The 18,701-nt window shown below is 43.0% G+C and carries 10 protein-coding genes, 1 tRNA gene and 5 pseudogenes; 11 read left to right on the top strand and 5 right to left on the bottom strand.

The features are described 5' to 3' along the window. Nucleotides 1-26: 26 nt before the first annotated feature. The 5 genes and pseudogenes from APHWEB_RS06995 to APHWEB_RS02765 form a co-directional block, all read left to right on the top strand. Nucleotides 27-812, top strand: a pseudogene (locus APHWEB_RS06995) (P44/Msp2 family outer membrane protein); the annotation flags it as partial. A 109-nt stretch (nt 813-921) separates the two neighbouring features. After that, complete coding sequence (locus APHWEB_RS07000; RefSeq protein WP_020849481.1) at nt 922-1,044, top strand: hypothetical protein; 123 nt, start codon at nt 922-924, stop codon at nt 1,042-1,044. A 99-nt stretch (nt 1,045-1,143) separates the two neighbouring features. Continuing rightward, nucleotides 1,144-2,037: pseudogene (locus tag APHWEB_RS07005) on the top strand (P44/Msp2 family outer membrane protein); the annotation flags it as partial. Between the two features lie 60 nt (nt 2,038-2,097). Next, nucleotides 2,098-3,294 (top strand): P44/Msp2 family outer membrane protein, encoded by a 1,197-nt coding sequence (locus tag APHWEB_RS02760; protein WP_045895545.1) that lies wholly within the window; start codon nt 2,098-2,100, stop codon nt 3,292-3,294. A gap of 48 nt (nt 3,295-3,342) precedes the next feature. Continuing rightward, nucleotides 3,343-4,080: pseudogene (locus tag APHWEB_RS02765) on the top strand (P44/Msp2 family outer membrane protein); the annotation flags it as partial. 725 nt (nt 4,081-4,805) lie between these two features. Here the strand turns inward: APHWEB_RS02765 and APHWEB_RS02770 are convergent. Together APHWEB_RS02770 and glnA are read right to left on the bottom strand one after the other, a co-directional pair. Then, nucleotides 4,806-5,789, bottom strand: a complete 984-nt coding sequence (locus tag APHWEB_RS02770) for a polyprenyl synthetase family protein (protein WP_048651632.1) — start codon at nt 5,787-5,789, stop codon at nt 4,806-4,808. Between the two features lie 223 nt (nt 5,790-6,012). Then, the gene (gene glnA / locus APHWEB_RS02775) at nt 6,013-7,431 is read right to left on the bottom strand and encodes a type I glutamate--ammonia ligase (RefSeq protein ID WP_020849477.1); all 1,419 of its coding nucleotides are present in this window, start codon (nt 7,429-7,431) and stop codon (nt 6,013-6,015) included. A gap of 180 nt (nt 7,432-7,611) precedes the next feature. Here glnA and APHWEB_RS02780 point away from each other — a divergent pair. The 6 genes and pseudogenes from APHWEB_RS02780 (at nt 7,612) to APHWEB_RS02810 (ending at nt 14,295) form a co-directional block, all read left to right on the top strand. Next, nucleotides 7,612-7,683, top strand: a tRNA-Lys gene (locus APHWEB_RS02780). Nucleotides 7,684-7,722: 39 nt separating this feature from the next. Continuing rightward, on the top strand, nt 7,723-8,961 hold the full coding sequence (tyrS, locus tag APHWEB_RS02785; protein ID WP_011451277.1) for a tyrosine--tRNA ligase: 1,239 nt from the start codon (nt 7,723-7,725) through the stop codon (nt 8,959-8,961). A 289-nt stretch (nt 8,962-9,250) separates the two neighbouring features. Continuing rightward, nucleotides 9,251-10,495 (top strand): 5-aminolevulinate synthase, encoded by a 1,245-nt coding sequence (gene hemA / locus APHWEB_RS02790; RefSeq protein ID WP_011451276.1) that lies wholly within the window; start codon nt 9,251-9,253, stop codon nt 10,493-10,495. 338 nt (nt 10,496-10,833) lie between these two features. Further along, a complete protein-coding gene (locus APHWEB_RS02795; RefSeq protein WP_080651083.1) occupies nt 10,834-11,787 on the top strand; it encodes a P44/Msp2 family outer membrane protein in 954 nt (317 codons plus the stop codon). A gap of 191 nt (nt 11,788-11,978) precedes the next feature. Beyond that, nucleotides 11,979-12,653: pseudogene (locus tag APHWEB_RS02800) on the top strand (P44/Msp2 family outer membrane protein); the annotation flags it as partial. A 793-nt stretch (nt 12,654-13,446) separates the two neighbouring features. Next, on the top strand, nt 13,447-14,295 hold the full coding sequence (locus tag APHWEB_RS02810) for a P44/Msp2 family outer membrane protein (RefSeq protein ID WP_011451275.1): 849 nt from the start codon (nt 13,447-13,449) through the stop codon (nt 14,293-14,295). A 687-nt stretch (nt 14,296-14,982) separates the two neighbouring features. On the opposite strand, the gene APHWEB_RS02815 is transcribed toward APHWEB_RS02810, so the two are convergent. From APHWEB_RS02815 to APHWEB_RS05780, 3 genes and pseudogenes are all read right to left on the bottom strand, one after another. Next, nucleotides 14,983-16,041, bottom strand: a complete 1,059-nt coding sequence (locus APHWEB_RS02815; protein ID WP_410516431.1) for a P44/Msp2 family outer membrane protein — start codon at nt 16,039-16,041, stop codon at nt 14,983-14,985. A 96-nt stretch (nt 16,042-16,137) separates the two neighbouring features. Next, a pseudogene (locus tag APHWEB_RS02820) lies at nt 16,138-17,251 on the bottom strand (P44/Msp2 family outer membrane protein); the annotation flags it as partial. An 861-nt stretch (nt 17,252-18,112) separates the two neighbouring features. After that, the gene (locus APHWEB_RS05780) at nt 18,113-18,517 is read right to left on the bottom strand and encodes a hypothetical protein (protein ID WP_011451271.1); all 405 of its coding nucleotides are present in this window, start codon (nt 18,515-18,517) and stop codon (nt 18,113-18,115) included. Nucleotides 18,518-18,701: the final 184 nt, after the last annotated feature.

An 18,701-nucleotide genomic window follows, 5' to 3' on the forward strand; every position in this document is an offset into this window, starting at 1 on the left:
TGCAATAACTCTTATTATTAAAAAGGAAGACCAAGGGTATTAGAGATAGTGGTAGTAAGGAAGATGAAGCTGATACAGTATATCTACTGGCTAAGGAGTTAGCTTATGATGTTGTTACTGGACAGACTGATAAGCTTACTGCTGCTCTTGCTAAGACCTCCGGGAAGGACTTTGTTCAGTTTGCTAAGGCGGTTGGGGTTTCTCATCCTAATATCGATGGGAAGGTTTGTAAGACTACGCTAGGGCACACGAGTGCGGATAGCTACGGTGTGTATGGGGAGTTAACAGGCCAGGCGAGTGCGAGTGAGACATCGTTATGTGGTGGTAAGGGTAAAAATAGTAGTGGTGGTGGAGCTGCTCCCGAAGTTTTAAGGGACTTTGTAAAGAAATCTCTGAAAGATGGGGGCCAAAACTGGCCAACATCTAGGGCGACCGAGAGTTCACCTAAGACTAAATCTGAAACTAACGACAATGCAAAAGCTGTCGCTAAAGACCTAGTAGACCTTAATCCTGATGAAAAAACCATAGTAGCTGGGTTACTAGCTAAAACTATTGAAGGGGGCGAGGTTGTTGAAATCAGGGCAGTTTCTTCTACTTCTGTGATGGTCAATGCTTGTTATGATCTTCTTAGTGAAGGTTTAGGTGTTGTTCCTTATGCTTGCGTCGGGCTCGGTGGTAACTTCGTGGGCGTTGTTGATGGGCATATCACAATCCGTTGGGCTTCGACCCTATATGCTCACAGCAAGTCACTAGGCAAAATTGGAGCTGCATCACTCCGAAACAGACTACGATCAGCGATTCTCCATACCTAGTAGATCAGTACAGTGGCTTTATACTCTTACCCAGCATGAAATACTTGCTATCTAAGAATCTCCTCTAAAACTTTCCAGAGGTTATCTGCACTTTGAGGAAAGCTAATCTGTGTCTGATGCGTATGGTGTTGCATGCATTACAGGTTCCAGCTGTCTTACAGTCTCTGGAGATGTTATTAGGGGTGCATCTATGAAACTCTGGAACATATCACTGCAATACGATCTTGATTAGAAAACACTGATAAGTGTGACAACTGCCTATGAATCGCTAGGTATACCAAGCCTACGTACGTAATAAATCTTATTATTAGATAAAGAGTATAAGGGATAGAGGAAAAGTATTATTAGAGAGGATGAAACAGTATATCTACTAGCTAAGGAGTTAGCTTATGATGTTGTTACTGGGCAGACTGATTAGCTTACTGCTGCTCTTGCCAAAACTTCCGGTAAAGACTTTGTTCAGTTTGCTAAGACTCTTGGAATTTCTCATTCCGATATTGATGGGAAGATTTGTAAGACGAAGCCGAAAAGCGGGGCTGCGGATAATTTTGGGAAGTATGGCGCAAAATCTGATATAGCTACGGATAGTACGACCACACTATGTGCTGGTGAGGGACACACGAGTGGGGGTACGGGACCGCAGTATTTGAGGGACTTTGTCGAGAAAACTCTAAAAGAGGATGGAAACGGGAATTGGCCTACGTCTACTGCTAAAGCGCATGATAAGAAACCTCCTCCTGAAACTAACGACAACGCCAAAGCCGTAGCTAAAGACCTAGTAGATCTTAATCGTGACGAAAAAACCATAGTAGCAGGATTACTAGCTAAAACTATTGAAGGGGGTGAAGTTGTTGAGATCAGGGCGGTTTCTTCTACTTCCGTGATGGTTAATGCTTGTTATGATCTTCTTAGTGAAGGTTTAGGCGTTGTTCCTTACGCTTGTGTCGGTCTCGGAGGTAACTTCGTGGGCGTTGTTGATGGGCATATCACTCCTAAGCTTGCTTATAGATTAAAGGCTGGCTTGAGTTATCAGCTCTCTCCTGAAATCTCTGCTTTTGCTGGGGGTTTCTACCATCGTGTTGTGGGAGATGGTGTTTATGATGATCTGCCAGCTCAACGTCTTGTAGATGATACTAGTCCGGCGGGCCGTACTAAGGATACTGCTGTTGCTAACTTCTCCATGGCTTATGTCGGTGGGGAATTTGGTGTTAGGTTCGCTTTTTAAGGTGGTTTGTTGGAAGCGGGGTAAGTCAAACTTACCCCGCTTCTATTAGGGAGTTAGTATATGAGATCTAGAAGTAAGCTATTTTTAGGAAGCGTAATGATGTCTATGGCTATAGTCATGGCTGGGAATGATGTCAGGGCTCATGATGACGTTAGCGCTTTGGAGACTGGTGGTGCGGGATATTTCTATGTTGGTTTGGATTACAGTCCAGCGTTTAGCAAGATAAGAGATTTTAGTATAAGGGAGAGTAACGGAGAGACTAAGGCAGTATATCCATACTTAAAGGATGGAAAGAGTGTAAAGCTAGAGTCTAACAAGTTTGACTGGAACACACCTGATCCTCGGATTGGGTTTAAGGACAACATGCTTGTAGCTATGGAAGGCAGTGTTGGTTATGGTATTGGTGGTGCCAGGGTTGAGCTTGAGATTGGTTACGAGCGCTTCAAGACCAAGGGTATTAGAGATAGTGGTAGTAAGGAAGATGAAGCAGATACAGTATATCTACTAGCTAAGGAGTTAGCTTATGATGTTGTTACTGGGCAGACTGATAACCTTGCCGCTGCTCTGGCCAAAACCTCCGGTAAGGATATTGTTCAGTTTGCCAATGCTGTGAAAATTTCTAGCCCTACCATCGATGGGAAGGTTTGTAGTGGAAAACATGCAGCGTTGCAAGCTGGTCAAGGAACGACGTATCATGAAAAACCACACCAAACTGATAACAATACTGCGCAATGTAGCGGGTTAGGCAGCGGAAGCGCGGGAGCAGACCAAAAGTTTTTGAGTAAGTTTGTGAGTGCTGTAGGGTTGTCGGAGAATAAAAACTGGCCTACTGGTCAGGCTGGGAAGAGCAGTAGTGGTCCTGTGGTGGGTGCTCCTAATAGCAACGCCAACGCTATGGCTAGAGACTTGGTAGATCTTAATCGAGACGAAAAAACCATAGTAGCAGGGTTACTAGCTAAGACTATTGAAGGGGGTGAAGTTGTTGAGATCAGGGCGGTTTCTTCTACTTCTGTGATGGTCAATGCTTGTTATGATCTTCTTAGTGAAGGTTTAGGCGTTGTTCCTTATGCTTGTGTTGGTCTTGGGGGTAACTTCGTCGGCGTGGTTGATGGGCATATCACTCCTAAGCTTGCTTATAGGTTAAAGGCTGGCTTGAGTTATCAGCTCTCTCCTGAAATCTCCGCTTTTGCGGGTGGATTCTACCATCGCGTTGTGGGAGATGGCGTTTATGATGATCTTCCGGCTCAACTACTTTAAATCACAGGTATATCAAGATCCTAAGCAATAACTCTTATTATTAAAAGGAAGACCAAGGGTATTAGAGATAGTGGTAGTAAGGAAGATGAAGCTGATACAGTATATCTACTAGCTAAGGAGTTAGCTTATGATGTTGTTACTGGGCAGACTGATAACCTTGCCGCTGCTCTGGCCAAAACCTCCGGTAAAGACATCGTTCAGTTTGCTAAGACTCTTAATATTTCTCACTCTAATATCGATGGCAAGGTTTGTGTGACGAAGAAGGGAAGCAGTAATGCTAATAGCTATGGGGTGTATGCCGAAGAAACTGACGCTAAAAACGATCAAGCGAAAAGGGGGACAGCACTATGTGGTGGGCATGGCTCTACTCACACAAGTGGACAGACTGCCGCACAGACTACTCCACAAGTTTTAAGAGACTTTGCAGAGAATACTCTAAAAGATGGCAAGAACTGGCCAACATCAACAGCTGCTAAGGATGCAGTACAACAGGCTAAACAAAACGACAATGCCAACGCCGTAGCCACAGACCTAGTAGCTCTTAATCGTGAAGAAAAAACCATAGTAGCAGGGTTACTAGCTAAGACTATTGAAGGGGGTGAAGTTGTTGAGATTAGGGCAGTTTCTTCTACTTCTGTGATGGTCAATGCTTGTTATGATCTTCTTAGTGAAGGTTTAGGTGTTGTCCCTTATGCTTGTGTTGGTCTCGGTGGAAACTTCGTTGGTGTTGTTGACGAGTACAGCACAATCCGTACGTCTTTAACCCTATATGCCCGTAGAAAGTAACTAGGCAAAATTGGAGCTGCATCACTCCGAAACAGACTACGATCAGCGATTCTCCATACCTAGTAGATCAGTACAGTGGCTTTATACTCTTACCCAGCATGAAAAATACTTGCTATATATAAATCTCCCCGCTGACCTCAGAAAGGTGATCTGTACTTCGAGAGGAATTTAGGATAGTGTTTAGAACATCACTCACTCCTAAGCTTGCTAGGTCAATAACTAATATTTTTAGCACCAAACCCCCATGTAGTGTACCAGCTTTACGTATCACACATGTCAACAGTTGCTTTCACTTAGATGTTTGCCCGATATAAATCTAAAAACTCATAGATTGTTCAAACATATTCTCCCCAAAGTATGCATCGCTCTATACACGTTAATGAATGCAAAAGCGTTTATCCATAATGCTTTTGACAAGCTAGTTATGGACATGCATTTGTAGAGATGCAGAATATATCTGCATTTGATGTGGTTATACGAGCAACGTAAACCCTGATTAACCATCAACGCTACTCTCCATAGCTACGCATGTTGCACGTAAATTCCATCTTGCTTGAGAATTAGTAGGGTTTGCCGTTAAAGTGTGAGTGAGTACACCCCATACTCTACATTATGTCATGAGTATCACGATAAAACACCCTAAAGGGCGTACCCGAGCTAATACGCAATACGATGTACGATAACCAATGAACCGGAGAACTCAATCCTTAGCCAAAAACAAGCCCTTAAAAACGTCTGTTCACGGCACTGTTAAGTAGGTTGAGCAGCTTTTGTTTGTACGCTGAATCAGGAAAATGAGAGAGCTGCTTCTCAGCAATAGCTATGTACTCCTTTGCAAGTCCTACAGATTTTTCTATTGCGTTCTGTGCCATGATATAAGAAAAAGCAAGATCCGGATCAGGGCGCTCTCTAGACAATGCACCGCGTAATCCTATGCGATCTTTTTCCGATGCACCTTCGTAAGCTATAATTAATGGAAGAGTTACCTTACCACTCACGATATCATTGTACGTGCGCTTTCCTAATTCATTTTGATTCGCTGTATAGTCCAAGATATCATCCAAAATTTGAAATACTATGCCAAAATTAAATCCCCAATCCCTCAGAGCATTTCGCTGCAGCGTTCCCACATCGTGTAAAACAGCGGCAGATTCACACGCTGCCGAAAATAAGACAGCAGTTTTGGAAGATATAATCTCTAAATACTTGGTACGCGAGATATCTAAACTAGAGCTATGTACCAGTTGTTGCATTTCTCCAGAAACTATAATACTCGCAGTGTTCGAGAGCACAGATAGCAACTGTATGCTATTACACGAGACTATCCACTGAAAAGCAGTCGCGAAAAGAAAATCCCCAACCAAAATGCTCGCCTTGTTGCCCCAGATACTGTTCGCAGTTTCCACTCCACGACGCATGTCACTCTTGTCCACAACATCGTCGTGCAGCAAAGTTGCACTATGTAGAAATTCTATAGCGGCAGCAACCACTATTCTTCTCGCATCGGTACAACCCAACATACCACATGCAGCCAAAAGCATGACCGGCCTAGTCCTCTTTCCACCAGACAATATGAGATGTTGTATTATGTCAGCAATAAGCTGAACCTCACTATGCCGCTGTTTCACAATAAGACTCTCCATCTCCTGTAACTCAGAAGCAACGAGAAGCTTCAAATCATCTAACGCACTGGAAAAAGTATTTGGCACTCCCATCCTCTCCACTTACTCGCGCGTGCCGCCCAATGGAAGGCAACTAAGCGTAACAAACCTGCACCCAGACGAAACCACTAAAAGGATACCACGCCACACAATAACACATCGGGCGCACAACAAAAACTCAGCTCACAGGCTAGCGCATCTGTCGTGCACAAAACTCAAACACCTAAGGCCATGCCCCAGTACTACCCCTACACCCGATCGGCCACCAGCGCTATAACGCGTAATAATTAGAAAACTCCACTGGATGCGGATGAATACGTAACTCATGAGCTTCCTGCCTCTTCAGCTTGATATAAGCATCTATTTGGTCATTAGTGAAAACACCACCTTCTACAAGAAACCCTCTGTCCTTGTCTAGAGCTTCTAAAGCCTCTTCCAGCGAGAAACAAACTGATGACAAACCTCGAACTTCGTCCTCACTCATGTCATATAATGACCTACCCTGCACCTCTGGCGGCATAATCTTGTTCTTTATACCATCCAACCCAGCCATCAGCTGCGATGCAAAACACAAGTATGGATTCGCCAACGGATCCGGAAATCTCACTTCTATACGACGCGCTGCAACACTATTACTCGGCACAAAAGGCACCCGTACAGCTGCCGAACGATTTCCATGAGAATACGCAAGCCACGTTGGAGCCTCAAAATTCGGCACAAGACGCTTGTAACTGTTAGTAGACGGATTAGCAAAAGCATTCAGCGCCTTTCCATGGGCAAGAATACCCCCAATATAGTAAAGACACGTATCTGAAAGCCCAGCTGTACCGTTATCACCGGCAAATATGTTATTACCATCCTTCCATAATGATTGATGGCAATGCATACCGCTACCGTTATCACCAACCACCGGCTTAGGCATGAAAGTGACGCTTTTTCCGTATGAGCCCACCACATTTCTAAGCACATACTTACACTTCTGCACACTATCCGCAGCAGCAACTAACTCGTTATGATGGAACCCAACTTCACACTGCGATGAAGCCACTTCATGATGGTGAAGCAACGGCTTAACGCCTACTTCATCTAGCATAGAAAGCACTTCAGAACGCATGTCGTGAGAAGAGTCCATCGGTGAAGAACAGAGATAACCACCTCTTTCCTTTAAGCCATATCCATGACTTGAGTCAAACCTCTTCGACGCTCCAGATGAGCTCTCTACCGATGTTAATTTGAAAAACGAATTATGTGACTCTGCTGCAAAGCGCACACGATCAAAAACAAAAAACTCAACTTCGGGCCCAAAAAAGCACTTGTCAGCGATGGACTTTGACACCAGGTAGTGATGAGCCTTACGTGCCGTATACCTTGGATCACGTGAATAGTCAGTCCGGTCACCAGGACAAACAACATTACAGATTACAGACAACGTCGCCTGCGCAGAGAAAGGATCTACAAACGCAGTGCTTATATCAGGCACCAGAAGCATATCAGACGCCTCGATGGGCTGCCATCCTGGAACTGAAGAACTGTCAAAAGCAACACCAGATGTGAAAACTCCTGGATCTAAGAAATTGGTGCTATGAGTGATATGATACCACCTTCCTAGCAAGTCAGTGAACCGCCAATCTATGAATTTTATTCCGTGCTTTTCTACATAGTCCAGCAAGTCTTTTGTGAATAGGAACATAACCAAGGTCCCGAAGATATTGGTAAACGAAATTCCTTAGAGCTTAACAAATTTCTAATGACGTGGCAACATTGGTAAAGAGTCACTTGATAGCAATATTTTTTCAGAAAGTGTGTAGCATAAGGTTTTTGACTTTATGCTGCAAAGGCGTTACCATGGGGGGAATGTTTTTGCTTACAGGGTCCTGTAGCTCAGTGGTAGAGCAGGTGGCTTTTAATCACCGTGTCGCGCGTTCGATTCGCGCTGGGACCACTCTACGTTATTGTTGTGCTTGTGACGGCTTCTTAACAGATGGAATTTAATTCAGAATTTCTGGCTACTCTTTGTGCGCGGGGTTACCTGCACCAACTCACTGATGCTACAGCTTTAGACGGTATAATGAGCTCCGGGGCAGTCACCGCGTATATTGGCTTTGATTGTACGGCTAATAGCCTACATATTGGAAGCTTGATGCAGATTATGCTTCTCAGGTATCTTCAAAGATTCGGACACAAGCCCATCGTGCTTTTGGGAGGTGCCACTACCAAGGTAGGTGATCCTTCCGGGAAGGAGAAAACAAGAGCCATGCTCTCCGAAGATAACATATCTGCAAATAAAGAGGGCATACTAAGAGTAATTAAAAAATTTCTGTCAGAGGACGTTGTAGTTGTAGATAACGCCGAATGGCTTGGTAACTATGGTTATCTGGATTTTTTAAGGGAAATTGGTAGTAAATTCTCAGTAAACGTGATGCTAGGGCTTGAGAGCGTAAAGAGTCGCCTCAGCAGGGATCAACAATTAAGTTTTTTGGAATTTAGCTACGTGCTGCTTCAGTCATACGATTTTGTGGAACTACACAAAAGATATGGTTGTATTTTGCAGATAGGTGGGTCCGATCAATGGGGTAATATCGTCAGTGGTATTGATCTGGCAAGAAAGATGGGGTGTCCACAGCTCTACGGAGTGACCACTCCACTGCTGCTTAATAGTTCTGGAGCTAAAATGGGGAAGACAGCCGATGGCGCCATCTGGTTGGATGAAACTTTGTATAGTCCCTATAATTATTGGCAGTATTTTCGTAATGTTCCCGATCAAGACGTAGGCCGATTGCTTAGATTGTTTACGGAACTGCCTCTTAGTGAAATAGAGAGGTTGGAAGCCTTGAAAGGAGAGGAACTGAATGAGGCAAAAAAGATATTGGCCACAGCGGTAACTAGTATATGCCACGGTGCTGAGGTGGCTCTGCAAGTTGAGAATCAAGCACTAAAAGTTTTCGAACACAACGATCATGATGAACTGCGCAGTATTACCTTTAGTAGAAAGACTCTAGGCCAGGGAATCCCTATTTCCAAGTTGCTCCATATGTGGGGGCTTGAGGAGAGTATTAGTGCTGGGCGAAGGCTCATCAGGGGAGGTGGATGTAAAATTAATGGTGGTGTTGTCTTAGATGAAGAGAAGCTCTTGAATTGCGGAGATTTTGACGATAACGGTGGATATGTTGCTGTATTTTGTGGTAAAAAACGTCGTCTTAAGGTAGTATTAGAAGACTAATAGCAGCATCGCGTCAGTAAGGCTCTTTTTCACGCATTTAGATATGCATTTATGACCTGCAATGTGGAGTATAGCGTAATTCAGCTGTGGTTTCGCAGGCTTTCGTGTCTGAGTGCAGGTTTTGAGGTTGTGTTCAATACCATAGTTATTAGTAGCTGAAGTGAGAAGTGCTGTGTCGAACTGAAGGATACGTTTGCATTATGCGGGATTAGTTGCGGTATATTGCAGCGATTAGTAGTAAAGCGCAGCATGTAGTTGTATTATCATAATAAATGTCGAGTTAACTCCTATGATAGATTACGAGGAAGTGTTTCGTGAGAGAATCAATGGCATAAAAGAAGAAGGTAGATACCGAGAGTTTACGGGGTTTCGTCGTGTTCCTGGTAGGTTTCCATATGCTATTGAGTGCCAAACAGAGCGGGTAGTTACGCTATGGTGCAGTAATGATTATCTAGGAATGAGCCAGCACGAAAGCGTGTTATCTGCTGCTAGGAACCTAAATGTTAATGTGGGTGCTGGGGGCACTAGAAATATTTCCGGTACTACTGAGGAAGTTATTGAGCTCGAACGTTCTCTTGCAGATCTACATAACAAACCTGCAGCATTGGCCTTTGTGTGTGGTTACGTTGCGAATCAGACAAGTATAAGCACTATTTTGGCCACAATTCCGGATGTTGTGGTTTTTTCAGATGAGAAAAATCACTCTTCCATGATTGAGGGAATACGCGCTGGTAACAGAGTCAAACACATCTTCAGACATAATGATGTAGAACATTTGGAGAGTTTGCTAAAGGCCGCAGGGGCTAGTCCTAAGATTATACTCTTTGAGTCCGTATACTCTATGGATGGGGATATAGCTCCTATCAAGGAAATATGTGACTTGGCCAGCAAGTACAATGCTATAACGTATCTCGATGAGGTACACGCTGTAGGGTTATATGGTGCTCGTGGGGGAGGCATATCAGAGATGGAAGGCCTTGCAGATAGGATTTCCGTTATACAGGGCACCTTATCTAAGGCTTTTGGAGTTATGGGAGGCTATGTTGCGGCATCAAAGAGCCTTGTGGATGTTATCAGGAGTTTTGCTCCTGGATTCATATTTACTACGGCTATATCACCGTTGATAGCTGCGTCTGCTCGTGCAAGTGTTGAGCATTTAAAAAACAGTAATATAGAACGAGAGAAGCATAGGGAAGTTATAGCCAAAGTGAAGAGTGCTTTGCTGCAGGCTGGTATTGAGTTTCTTATGACGGACACTCATATAATTCCTGTTATCATAGGGGATGCAACGATATGCAAGCAAGTTTCACAAGCTCTGTTGCGTGACCATGGAATATATATTCAATCCATTAATTACCCTACTGTGCCATTGGGGACTGAGAGGCTCAGAATCACACCTACCCCGTACCATACTGATGAAATGATAGATCACTTAGTCAAAGGGCTACAGGAAGTGTTTTCGAGGTTTTCGGTACCTGCGGGAAGGAGTTATGCATATTTTGAGGCATTAGGTAAGTTAAAAGAAAGTCGTTAGTCATGTGTATGGGCAAAGGGTATTCAGATACGTGGTTAGGCTTACACTAGCGAATAAGTCAGGGTGGCGCTAGGCAAGTATATCCATACCTAAAAGGATGAAAAGAGTGTAAAGCTTGAGTCTCATGGTATGACAGTTGCACAGCCACCACGCTAGCATAGCAAGAAGACTCACTATGAGTCATCCATGAGATATACGTAATTCCACGGAATATTATCGTGCTAATATATATGTAATTTAAGCAAGTTTATTGGGAGCAACGGAGATCATTATACTTCTACCTTCTTTTACGAAGGGTGATCTTCCTTTTTCGAAGTAAGCTATTTTTAGGAAGCGTAATGATGTCGTTAGCTATAGTCATGGCTGGGAATGATGTCAGGGCTCATGATGACGTTAGCGCTTTGGAGACTGGTGGTGCGGGATGTTTCTATGTTGGTTTGGATTACAGTCCAGCGTTTAGCAAGATAAGAGATTTTAGTATAAGGGAGAGTAACGGAGAGACTAAGGCAGTATATCCATACTTAAAGGATGGAAAGAGTGTAAAGCTAGAGTCTAACAAGTTTGACTGGAACACACCTGATCCTCGGATTGGGTTTAAGGACAACATGCTTGTAGCTATGGAAGGCAGTGTTGGTTATGGTATTGGTGGTGCCAGGGTTGAGCTTGAGATTGGTTACGAGCGCTTCAAGACCAAGGGTATTAGAGATAGTGGTAGTAAGGAAGATGAAGCTGATACAGTATATCTACTAGCTAAGGAGTTAGCTTATGATGTTGTTACTGGACAGACTGATAAGCTTACTGCTGCTCTGGCCAAGACCTCCGGTAAAGATATCGTTCAGTTTGCGAATGCTGTGAAAATTTCCAGCCCTGAAATTGATGGGAAGGTTTGTAGTAAGGGATATGCTGCGGTAGGTACAGCGCAGGGAAAGGAGTACGCGAGAGTACCGGATGATAGTAGCAGCGCGGGGAAAACTGCACAGTGTAGTGGGCTGAATAAAAGCGATGCGAAAAATGAGCACAAGTTTTTGAGTAAGTTTGTCAGCCTTACAGGCGTGAACGAAGGGGAAAACTGGCCGACGGGAAGTGGGGCAACGAGTAGTAATACTACGGTTGTTAAGGGCTCCACTAATAGCAACGCCAAAGCCGTGGCTACAGACCTGATAAATCTTAATAGTGACGAAAAAACCATAGTAGCAGGGTTACTTGCTAAAACTATTGAAGGCGGTGAGGTTGTTGAGATTAGGGCCGTTTCTTCTACTTCTGTGATGGTCCATTTCTGTGATGGTGCTTGAACTTTGGTTATACTGGTTATTTTGAGGTATTGGGGAGTTATTCCACAATGATATAATTTCAATACTCCATTGTAAGAGCATCCTTCAGTTCCGAGATACTGGTAAGTGTTCCCATTATCTATGAATCGCTAGGTATACCAAGCCTACGTACGTAATAAATCTTATTATTAGATAAAGAGTATAAGGGATAGAGGAAAAGTATTATTAGAGAGGATGAAACAGTATATCTACTAGCTAAGGAGTTAGCTTATGATGTTGTTACTGGGCAGACTGATAAGCTTACTGCCGCTCTTGCTAAGACCTCCGGTAAAGATATTGTTCAGTTTGCCAATGCTGTGAAAATTTCTCATCCCAAAATTGATGAGCAGGTTTGTAGTAAGAATCATACAGTTTTGAACCCGAGTCAGGGAACGACTTATGACTCAGATCCAAAACAGGAACAGAACAAGATTGCTCAGTGTAGTGGTTTCGGAGGAGCTGCTGGAGAAAAACAAGCTCTTTTGAGTACGTTTGCGAGTGCTGTGAAGTTGGGAGAGGGTAAAAATTGGCCTACCGGTCAGGCTGGGAAGAGCGGTAGTGGTCCTGTGGTGGGTGCACCTAATAGTAATGCCAACGCAGTAGCTAAAGACCTAGTAGCTCTTAATCGTGAAGAAAAAACCATAGTAGCAGGGTTGCTAGCTAAAACTATTGAAGGTGGTGAGGTTGTTGAGATTAGGGCGGTTTCTTCTACTTCTGTGATGGTTAATGCTTGTTATGATCTTCTTAGTGAAGGTTTAGGCGTTGTTCCTTATGCTTGCGTTGGTCTCGGTGGTAACTTCGTGGGGGTTGTTGATGGCACGACGCGGCGTTACACAATCCGTCCTTGACCTGAATACTCTAGTTAAGCACTAGGCAAAATTAGTGATGGATTTGAGGTTATGGAATTAGTTCAGGGGTAGCAGATTGTCCATAGCGTCCGTGCTGCGGGTGTACGTTACAGTAATCTAATATCTGAGACTTTTGGTGCTATTATCAGGCACCTGGTTTATGCCAGGATAAGTTATCTAAGATATCATTTCATATGTTATGGGAAATCACATAACTCTATGGAGATTAGCTTGCTTTCTTCTGCCCCTCATTAGAACCTGAGGTGCGTTTATACCCCTTCTGCTGAGATCAACCTTGTGATGGTTATTGCTGACACGTTGTGAAGTTTCATCTGTGCGACCTCTAAAATATATGGCTGCAGTACTGTAAAGCTGTTCGGAATATAGATTTGGTTCCGATACTACAATAGATAGTGAGTGGGTAATCTCAAGCTCCTCCATTCAGTGATCTTGTACCCTATTATCAGGTACATTGGCGTCTTTATATAAATTATCTGACCCTAAAGTGTGTACCACAGGCTGCAAGGCTCATGTCTAGAGTACCTGCGTTATGTTTACCTAGTGAGTTTTCATCACCAAGTATCATGTTTATTTTATAGGAATGTATTATGAGATAAATCAGGAAAAAAGCTTAGGGGTTGTTCCGTATACTTGCAGAATATACTCACAATTTAAGTTATGAAATATACTTAAGATACTATAAATTTTAGGAATTTAATCCATGAGTCTTCCACACCATCGGTTTATATGTTAAACTCCAGCGTATTTTTTATGATTAGTCAAAAGGATTACTATGAATTACAGAGAATTGCTTGTAGGGAGCCTATCTGCGGCCGCAGTATGTGCCTGCTCCCTTTTAATTAGTGGATCCTCATTTGCGTATTCAGGCAATAATGATGCGTCTGATGTTAGCGGTGTTATGAACGGCAGCTTTTACGTAAGTGGTAGCTACAGTCCGTCATTTCCTTCTATATCTTCATTTGCTATTAGTGAGTCTGACAGGGGAGGATCTTACGTAAAAGGTTATAACAAGAATTTGAGCACGTTGAATGTTTCAGATCCTGCCAGCTTCACGCAACATGATCCCTCATTCAAGTTCGCTAAGAGTTTACTAACATCTTTTGACGGTGCAACTGGCTATGCTATTGGCGGAGCTAGAGTGGAAGTTGAAGTTGGATATAAAAAGTTTGAAACGCTCGCTGAAAGTGACTACAAGCATGTAGAATCACATAATTTTGTTGCTGTGGGTCGTGACGCGACATTAACTCCAGACAACTTCTTTGTAATGAAAATAGACAGCGTCAAAGATATATCTGTAATGCTTAACGCTTGTTACGACGTTATGCATACTGACTTGCCTGTATCTCCTTACATGTGTGCTGGGTTAGGGGCGAGCTTTATTAATATCGCCGATCACGTTACAAGTAAGTTGGCTTATAGAGGAAAGGTAGGCGTAAGTTACAAGCTTACTCCTGAAATATCTTTAATAGCTGGAGGTTTTTACCACGGAATTTTCGATGAACAGTATGCAGGTATTCCCGCTAGTAACCGTGTAAACATAGCAGGTGGTGCTGCAGCCAAGGTAAAGGCAAATATAGCTAGTTACGGCTTCAACATAGGAGCAAGATTTGCTTTCAATTAACTGATGGTGAACATGTGGTAAAGAACTGGCAAAGCTTTACCACATGTTAGACTAAATAAGCGCACTACAGAGCCTTAAGAGATGTCATAATTGTGCTGACGGCATGATCGCATTTGTTTCAATATCTAAGCAGCTGCTGAGGTTTTTGCAATAAGATATTCCCTTCCCAGAAACACTGATTAACATTCAACCTTATTAAATAAGAGTGCATCGGGTAAGCTGCAAGCATGAGGAACAACACTGAGGCTTTTTCCTTATACCATTGGTCTTGTTTTTAACAAGTAAGAGTTACTGCGTATACCCTTATTTATATCTACACAGAGATTCATAGATAATGGGAATACTTTTCAGTGTTTTCGAATCGGAATCGTATTGCAGCGAAATATTGCATAGTTTTATATGTGCACCCTTATAACATCTCCAGAGACTGTAAGACAGCTGGAACCTGTGATACGCTAAATACCATCCTCATGAGCCACAGATTAGCTTCCTCTCGAAGTACAGATAACCTCTGTAAAGTTTTAGAGGAGATTCCTAGATAGCAAGTATTTTTCATGATGGGTAAGAGCGTAAAGCCACTGTACGGACCTACTAAGTATGGTGAATCGCTGATCGTAGTTTGTTTCACGAGTGGTGCAGCACTAATTTGCCTAGTTACTTCACTTACCTTAACTAGGGTATTCAGAGTTAAAGATGGTTTGTGTAATGAATTCCATCAACAACGCCCACGAAGTTACCACCGAGACCAACACAAGCATAAGGGACAACACCTAAACCTTCACTAAGAAGATCATAACAAGCATTGACCATCACAGAAGTAGAAGAAACCGCCCTGATTTCAATAACCTCACCACCTTCAATAGTTTTAGCTAGTAACCCTGCTACTATGGTTTTTTCTTCAGGGGTTAGCTCCTGTACTAGGTCTTTAGCTACGGCTTTGGCGTTGTCGTTCGTGACAGGTTTTGGAGTTCCCGTGCCGCTTGAAGTTGGCCAGTTTTTACTACCATCCTCTTTCAGCGTTGCCCTGATAAAATCCCTAAAAACCTGCCCAGTTTCACTTACATTCGCACCACTGTTTGTTATCGTAGAACTACCATTGTCACCGCACAAAGACGTTCTCCCCTCACTTGCCCCCTTCGTGTGCGTTTCGTCACTATATAACGGAAATTTCTTCGAGCTATCCGCCTTCGTCTTACAAACCTTCCCATCAATAGTAGGATGAGAAACCCCAACCGCCTTAGCAAACTGGACAAAGTCTTTCCCGGAGGTCTTAGCAAGAGCAGCAGCAAGGTTATCAGTCTGCCCAGAAACAACATCATAAGCTAACTCCTTAGCTAGTAGATATACTGTATCAGCTTCATCTTCCTTACTACCACTATCTCTAATACCCTTGGTCTTGAAGCGCTCGTAACCAATCTCAAGCTCAACCCTGGCACCACCAATACCATAACCAACACTGCCTTCCATAGCTACAAGCATGTTGTCCTTAAACCCAATCCGAGGATCAGGAGTGTTCCAGTCAAACTTGTGTGACTCTAGCTTTACACTCTTTCCATCCTTTAAGTATGGATATACTGCCTTAGTCTCTCCGTTACTCTCCCTTATACTAAAATCTCTTATCTTGCTAAACGCTGGACTGTAATCCAAACCAACATAGAAATATCCCGCACCACCAGTCTCCAAAGCGCTAACGTCATCATGAGCCCTGACATCATTCCCAGCCATGACTATAGCCATAGACATCATTACGCTTCCTAAAAATAGCTTACTTCTAGATCTCATATACTAACTCCCTAATAGAAGCGGGGTAAGTTTGACTTACCCCGCTTCCAACAAACCACCTTAAAAAGCAAACCTAACACCAAATTCCCCACCGACATAAGCCATGGAGAAGTTAGCAATAGCAGTATCCTTAGTACGACCCGCCGGACTAGTATCATCTACAAGACGTTGAGCCGGAAGATCATCATAAACACCATCACCAACAACGCGATGGTAGAAGCCACCCGCAAAAGCAGAGATTTCAGGAGATAGCTGATAACTCAACCCAGCCTTTAACCTATAAGCAAGCTTAGGAGTGATATGCCCATCAACAACGCCCACGAAGTTACCTCCAAGACCGACACAAGCGTAAGGAACAACGCCTAGACCTTCACTAAGAAGATCATAACAAGCATTGACCATTACAGAAGTAGAAGAAACCGCCCTAATCTCAACAACCTCACCACCTTCAATAGTTTTAGCTAGTAACCCTGCTACTATGGTTTTTTCGTCTCGATTAAGATCTACTAGGTCTCTAGCCATAGCGTTGGCATTACTATTAGATGCACCCACCACAGGACCACCACTGCTCTTCCCAGCCTGACCAGTAGGCCAATTCTTATTATCTTTCAAACCTACACCTTCAGCAAAATCGCTAAACTTATTCGTTCCCTTCGTGTTCAACCCACTGCACTGCGCTGTATTATCTTCGGTTGTCTTGGGATCTGGATTAAAGGTTGTCCCTTTTCCCGTATTCAACACTGTATGATTTTTATTACAAACCTGCTCATCAATTTTAGGGTAAGAAATTTTCACAGCATTGGCAAACTGAACGATGTCCTTCCCCGAGGTCTTAGCAAGAGCAGCAGTAAGCTTATCAGTCTGTCCAGTAACAACATCATAAGCTAACTCCTTAGCTAGTAGATATACTGTATCTACTTCATTTCTCTAATAATACTCTTCCACTATCTCTAATACCCTTGGTCTTGAAGCGCTCGTAACCAATCTCAAGCTCAACCCTGGCACCACCAATACCATAACCAACACTGCCTTCCATAGCTACAAGCATGTTGTCCTTAAACCCAATCCGAGGATCAGGAGTGTTCCAGTCAAACTTGTGTGACTCTAGCTTTACACTCTTTCCATCCTTTAAGTATGGATATACTGCCTTAGTCTCTCCGTTACTCTCCCTTATATCCCTATATATCTAAATAATAGATTCCTAATAATAGAACCCTAGATCGCCTATCTCCAAAGTTCCAAATTTATCTATAATAATGCCATGAATAGCTGCGATGATAGAACCTGAATATCAAGCCTACCCAATAATAAATCCCGTGGTAAACACAGTACAAGAGCTCCAGATATAAAAACCTGTACCTGATTACAAAACTCAATGTAAATACACGAGCCATAGATACAAACCCAGTACCTGCCTATAAGGCTACAAAGGCACTGAACGTATGGAAGGAAGCACAGATTTAAAATCTGGAATCAATGGTAATGTACTCACAAGACTTACAGAGCGAATCCTGTGATGCCAATGGAGAATCTCTTGCACAAAGTACATACTTGAATGGTTAAAATAAGCTACTTCATAGTAAAATGCGACGTTTATGACGCTACATGAAAGCTGTGTCAACCTAATGATAGAACTGTGTGTGCACGCTCACTATCAATACAGACGTGATCTATGTAATAAACGCACTTGATATACGCCTTGTTTTGTTAGACCTCCACCGATATGCCTATGGTAGCGCTCGCAGCACACACTTGCATATCGGTAAAGGTACGGTGCTACTACCTATGGGAGATTAGGAGATTTAGCACCGCTCTACACACACACTAAAACGAGAAGCAGCTGACTAATATATAGATATCCTTTGTGGAAAAAAGAATCTGAAGAGAATTGCGAGCTTGGAATGGGAGAGATGCCTGGGGCGATGCTACTAGATATGCTCCAGGCATCTATCAAACAACATTTACTGACTGTGCATGCAGCACCTGCTGCCGGTTAGGCGCTGTGCTTGAACTGCAGCAGTCTCCTGGGCTAAACCTAACCTTGGGTCGATGCCACAATTTTCTGCATATGCGGCAACATAATAGCCATGAATGTTTTCACCCATTCTTCTTGCAGCTTTCTAGAGCTTGAATCACTATCACTAGCAGATGCTAATAATGGTATAAGCGCTCTTGTCAATTCTGGCACAGCTGTAGAAATTTCTTCACGCATTGATTTCTTAAGCTCACTGCTAAGCTTTTGGCCATATTCCTCTTCTAGGCACCGCATTACGCTCTCAATATCCTCAGATGAGAGTATGCTGCTGTTGTCGCTAGGTGCTTGAGGATGAGTTTTAGAAGCACGAATACGTGTGCTGTCATCCGAACTCCTGCTATCGTCTGAAGAAGATGTACGTATTGAAGAAGACGTACGTATTTCAGAATCTGACTTTCCTTTCATAACGTCACTCCTTGTTCTAGATGAAGAAGTAGTATCATTTACTGTTGTAGAATTGTGGCTTTGCGGTTCAGTTTTCATACCATTCACCAAAATATTGTCACTACCGAGGTTATGGGAAATTCATTAATAAATTTATAACTTTAGTAAATTGATGACAGAACTAATGAAAGTGGTATTCCCTATA

The sequence above is a fragment of the Anaplasma phagocytophilum str. Webster genome, assembly GCF_000964685.1.
GTDB lineage: Bacteria > Pseudomonadota > Alphaproteobacteria > Rickettsiales > Anaplasmataceae > Anaplasma > Anaplasma phagocytophilum.

Excerpts from the sequence above, each read along its gene's own strand:
- APHWEB_RS02760 (WP_045895545.1), top strand. The coding sequence starts at position 2,098 with ATGAGATCTAGAAGTAAGCTATTTTTAGGAAGCGTAATGATGTCTATG.
- glnA (WP_020849477.1), bottom strand. The coding sequence starts at position 7,431 with ATGTTCCTATTCACAAAAGACTTGCTGGACTATGTAGAAAAGCACGGA.
- tyrS (WP_011451277.1), top strand. The coding sequence starts at position 7,723 with ATGGAATTTAATTCAGAATTTCTGGCTACTCTTTGTGCGCGGGGTTAC.
- hemA (WP_011451276.1), top strand. The coding sequence starts at position 9,251 with ATGATAGATTACGAGGAAGTGTTTCGTGAGAGAATCAATGGCATAAAA.
- APHWEB_RS02795 (WP_080651083.1), top strand. The coding sequence starts at position 10,834 with ATGATGTCGTTAGCTATAGTCATGGCTGGGAATGATGTCAGGGCTCAT.
- APHWEB_RS02810 (WP_011451275.1), top strand. The coding sequence starts at position 13,447 with ATGAATTACAGAGAATTGCTTGTAGGGAGCCTATCTGCGGCCGCAGTA.
- APHWEB_RS02815 (WP_410516431.1), bottom strand. The coding sequence starts at position 16,041 with ATGATGTCTATGGCTATAGTCATGGCTGGGAATGATGTCAGGGCTCAT.
- APHWEB_RS05780 (WP_011451271.1), bottom strand. The coding sequence starts at position 18,517 with ATGAAAGGAAAGTCAGATTCTGAAATACGTACGTCTTCTTCAATACGT.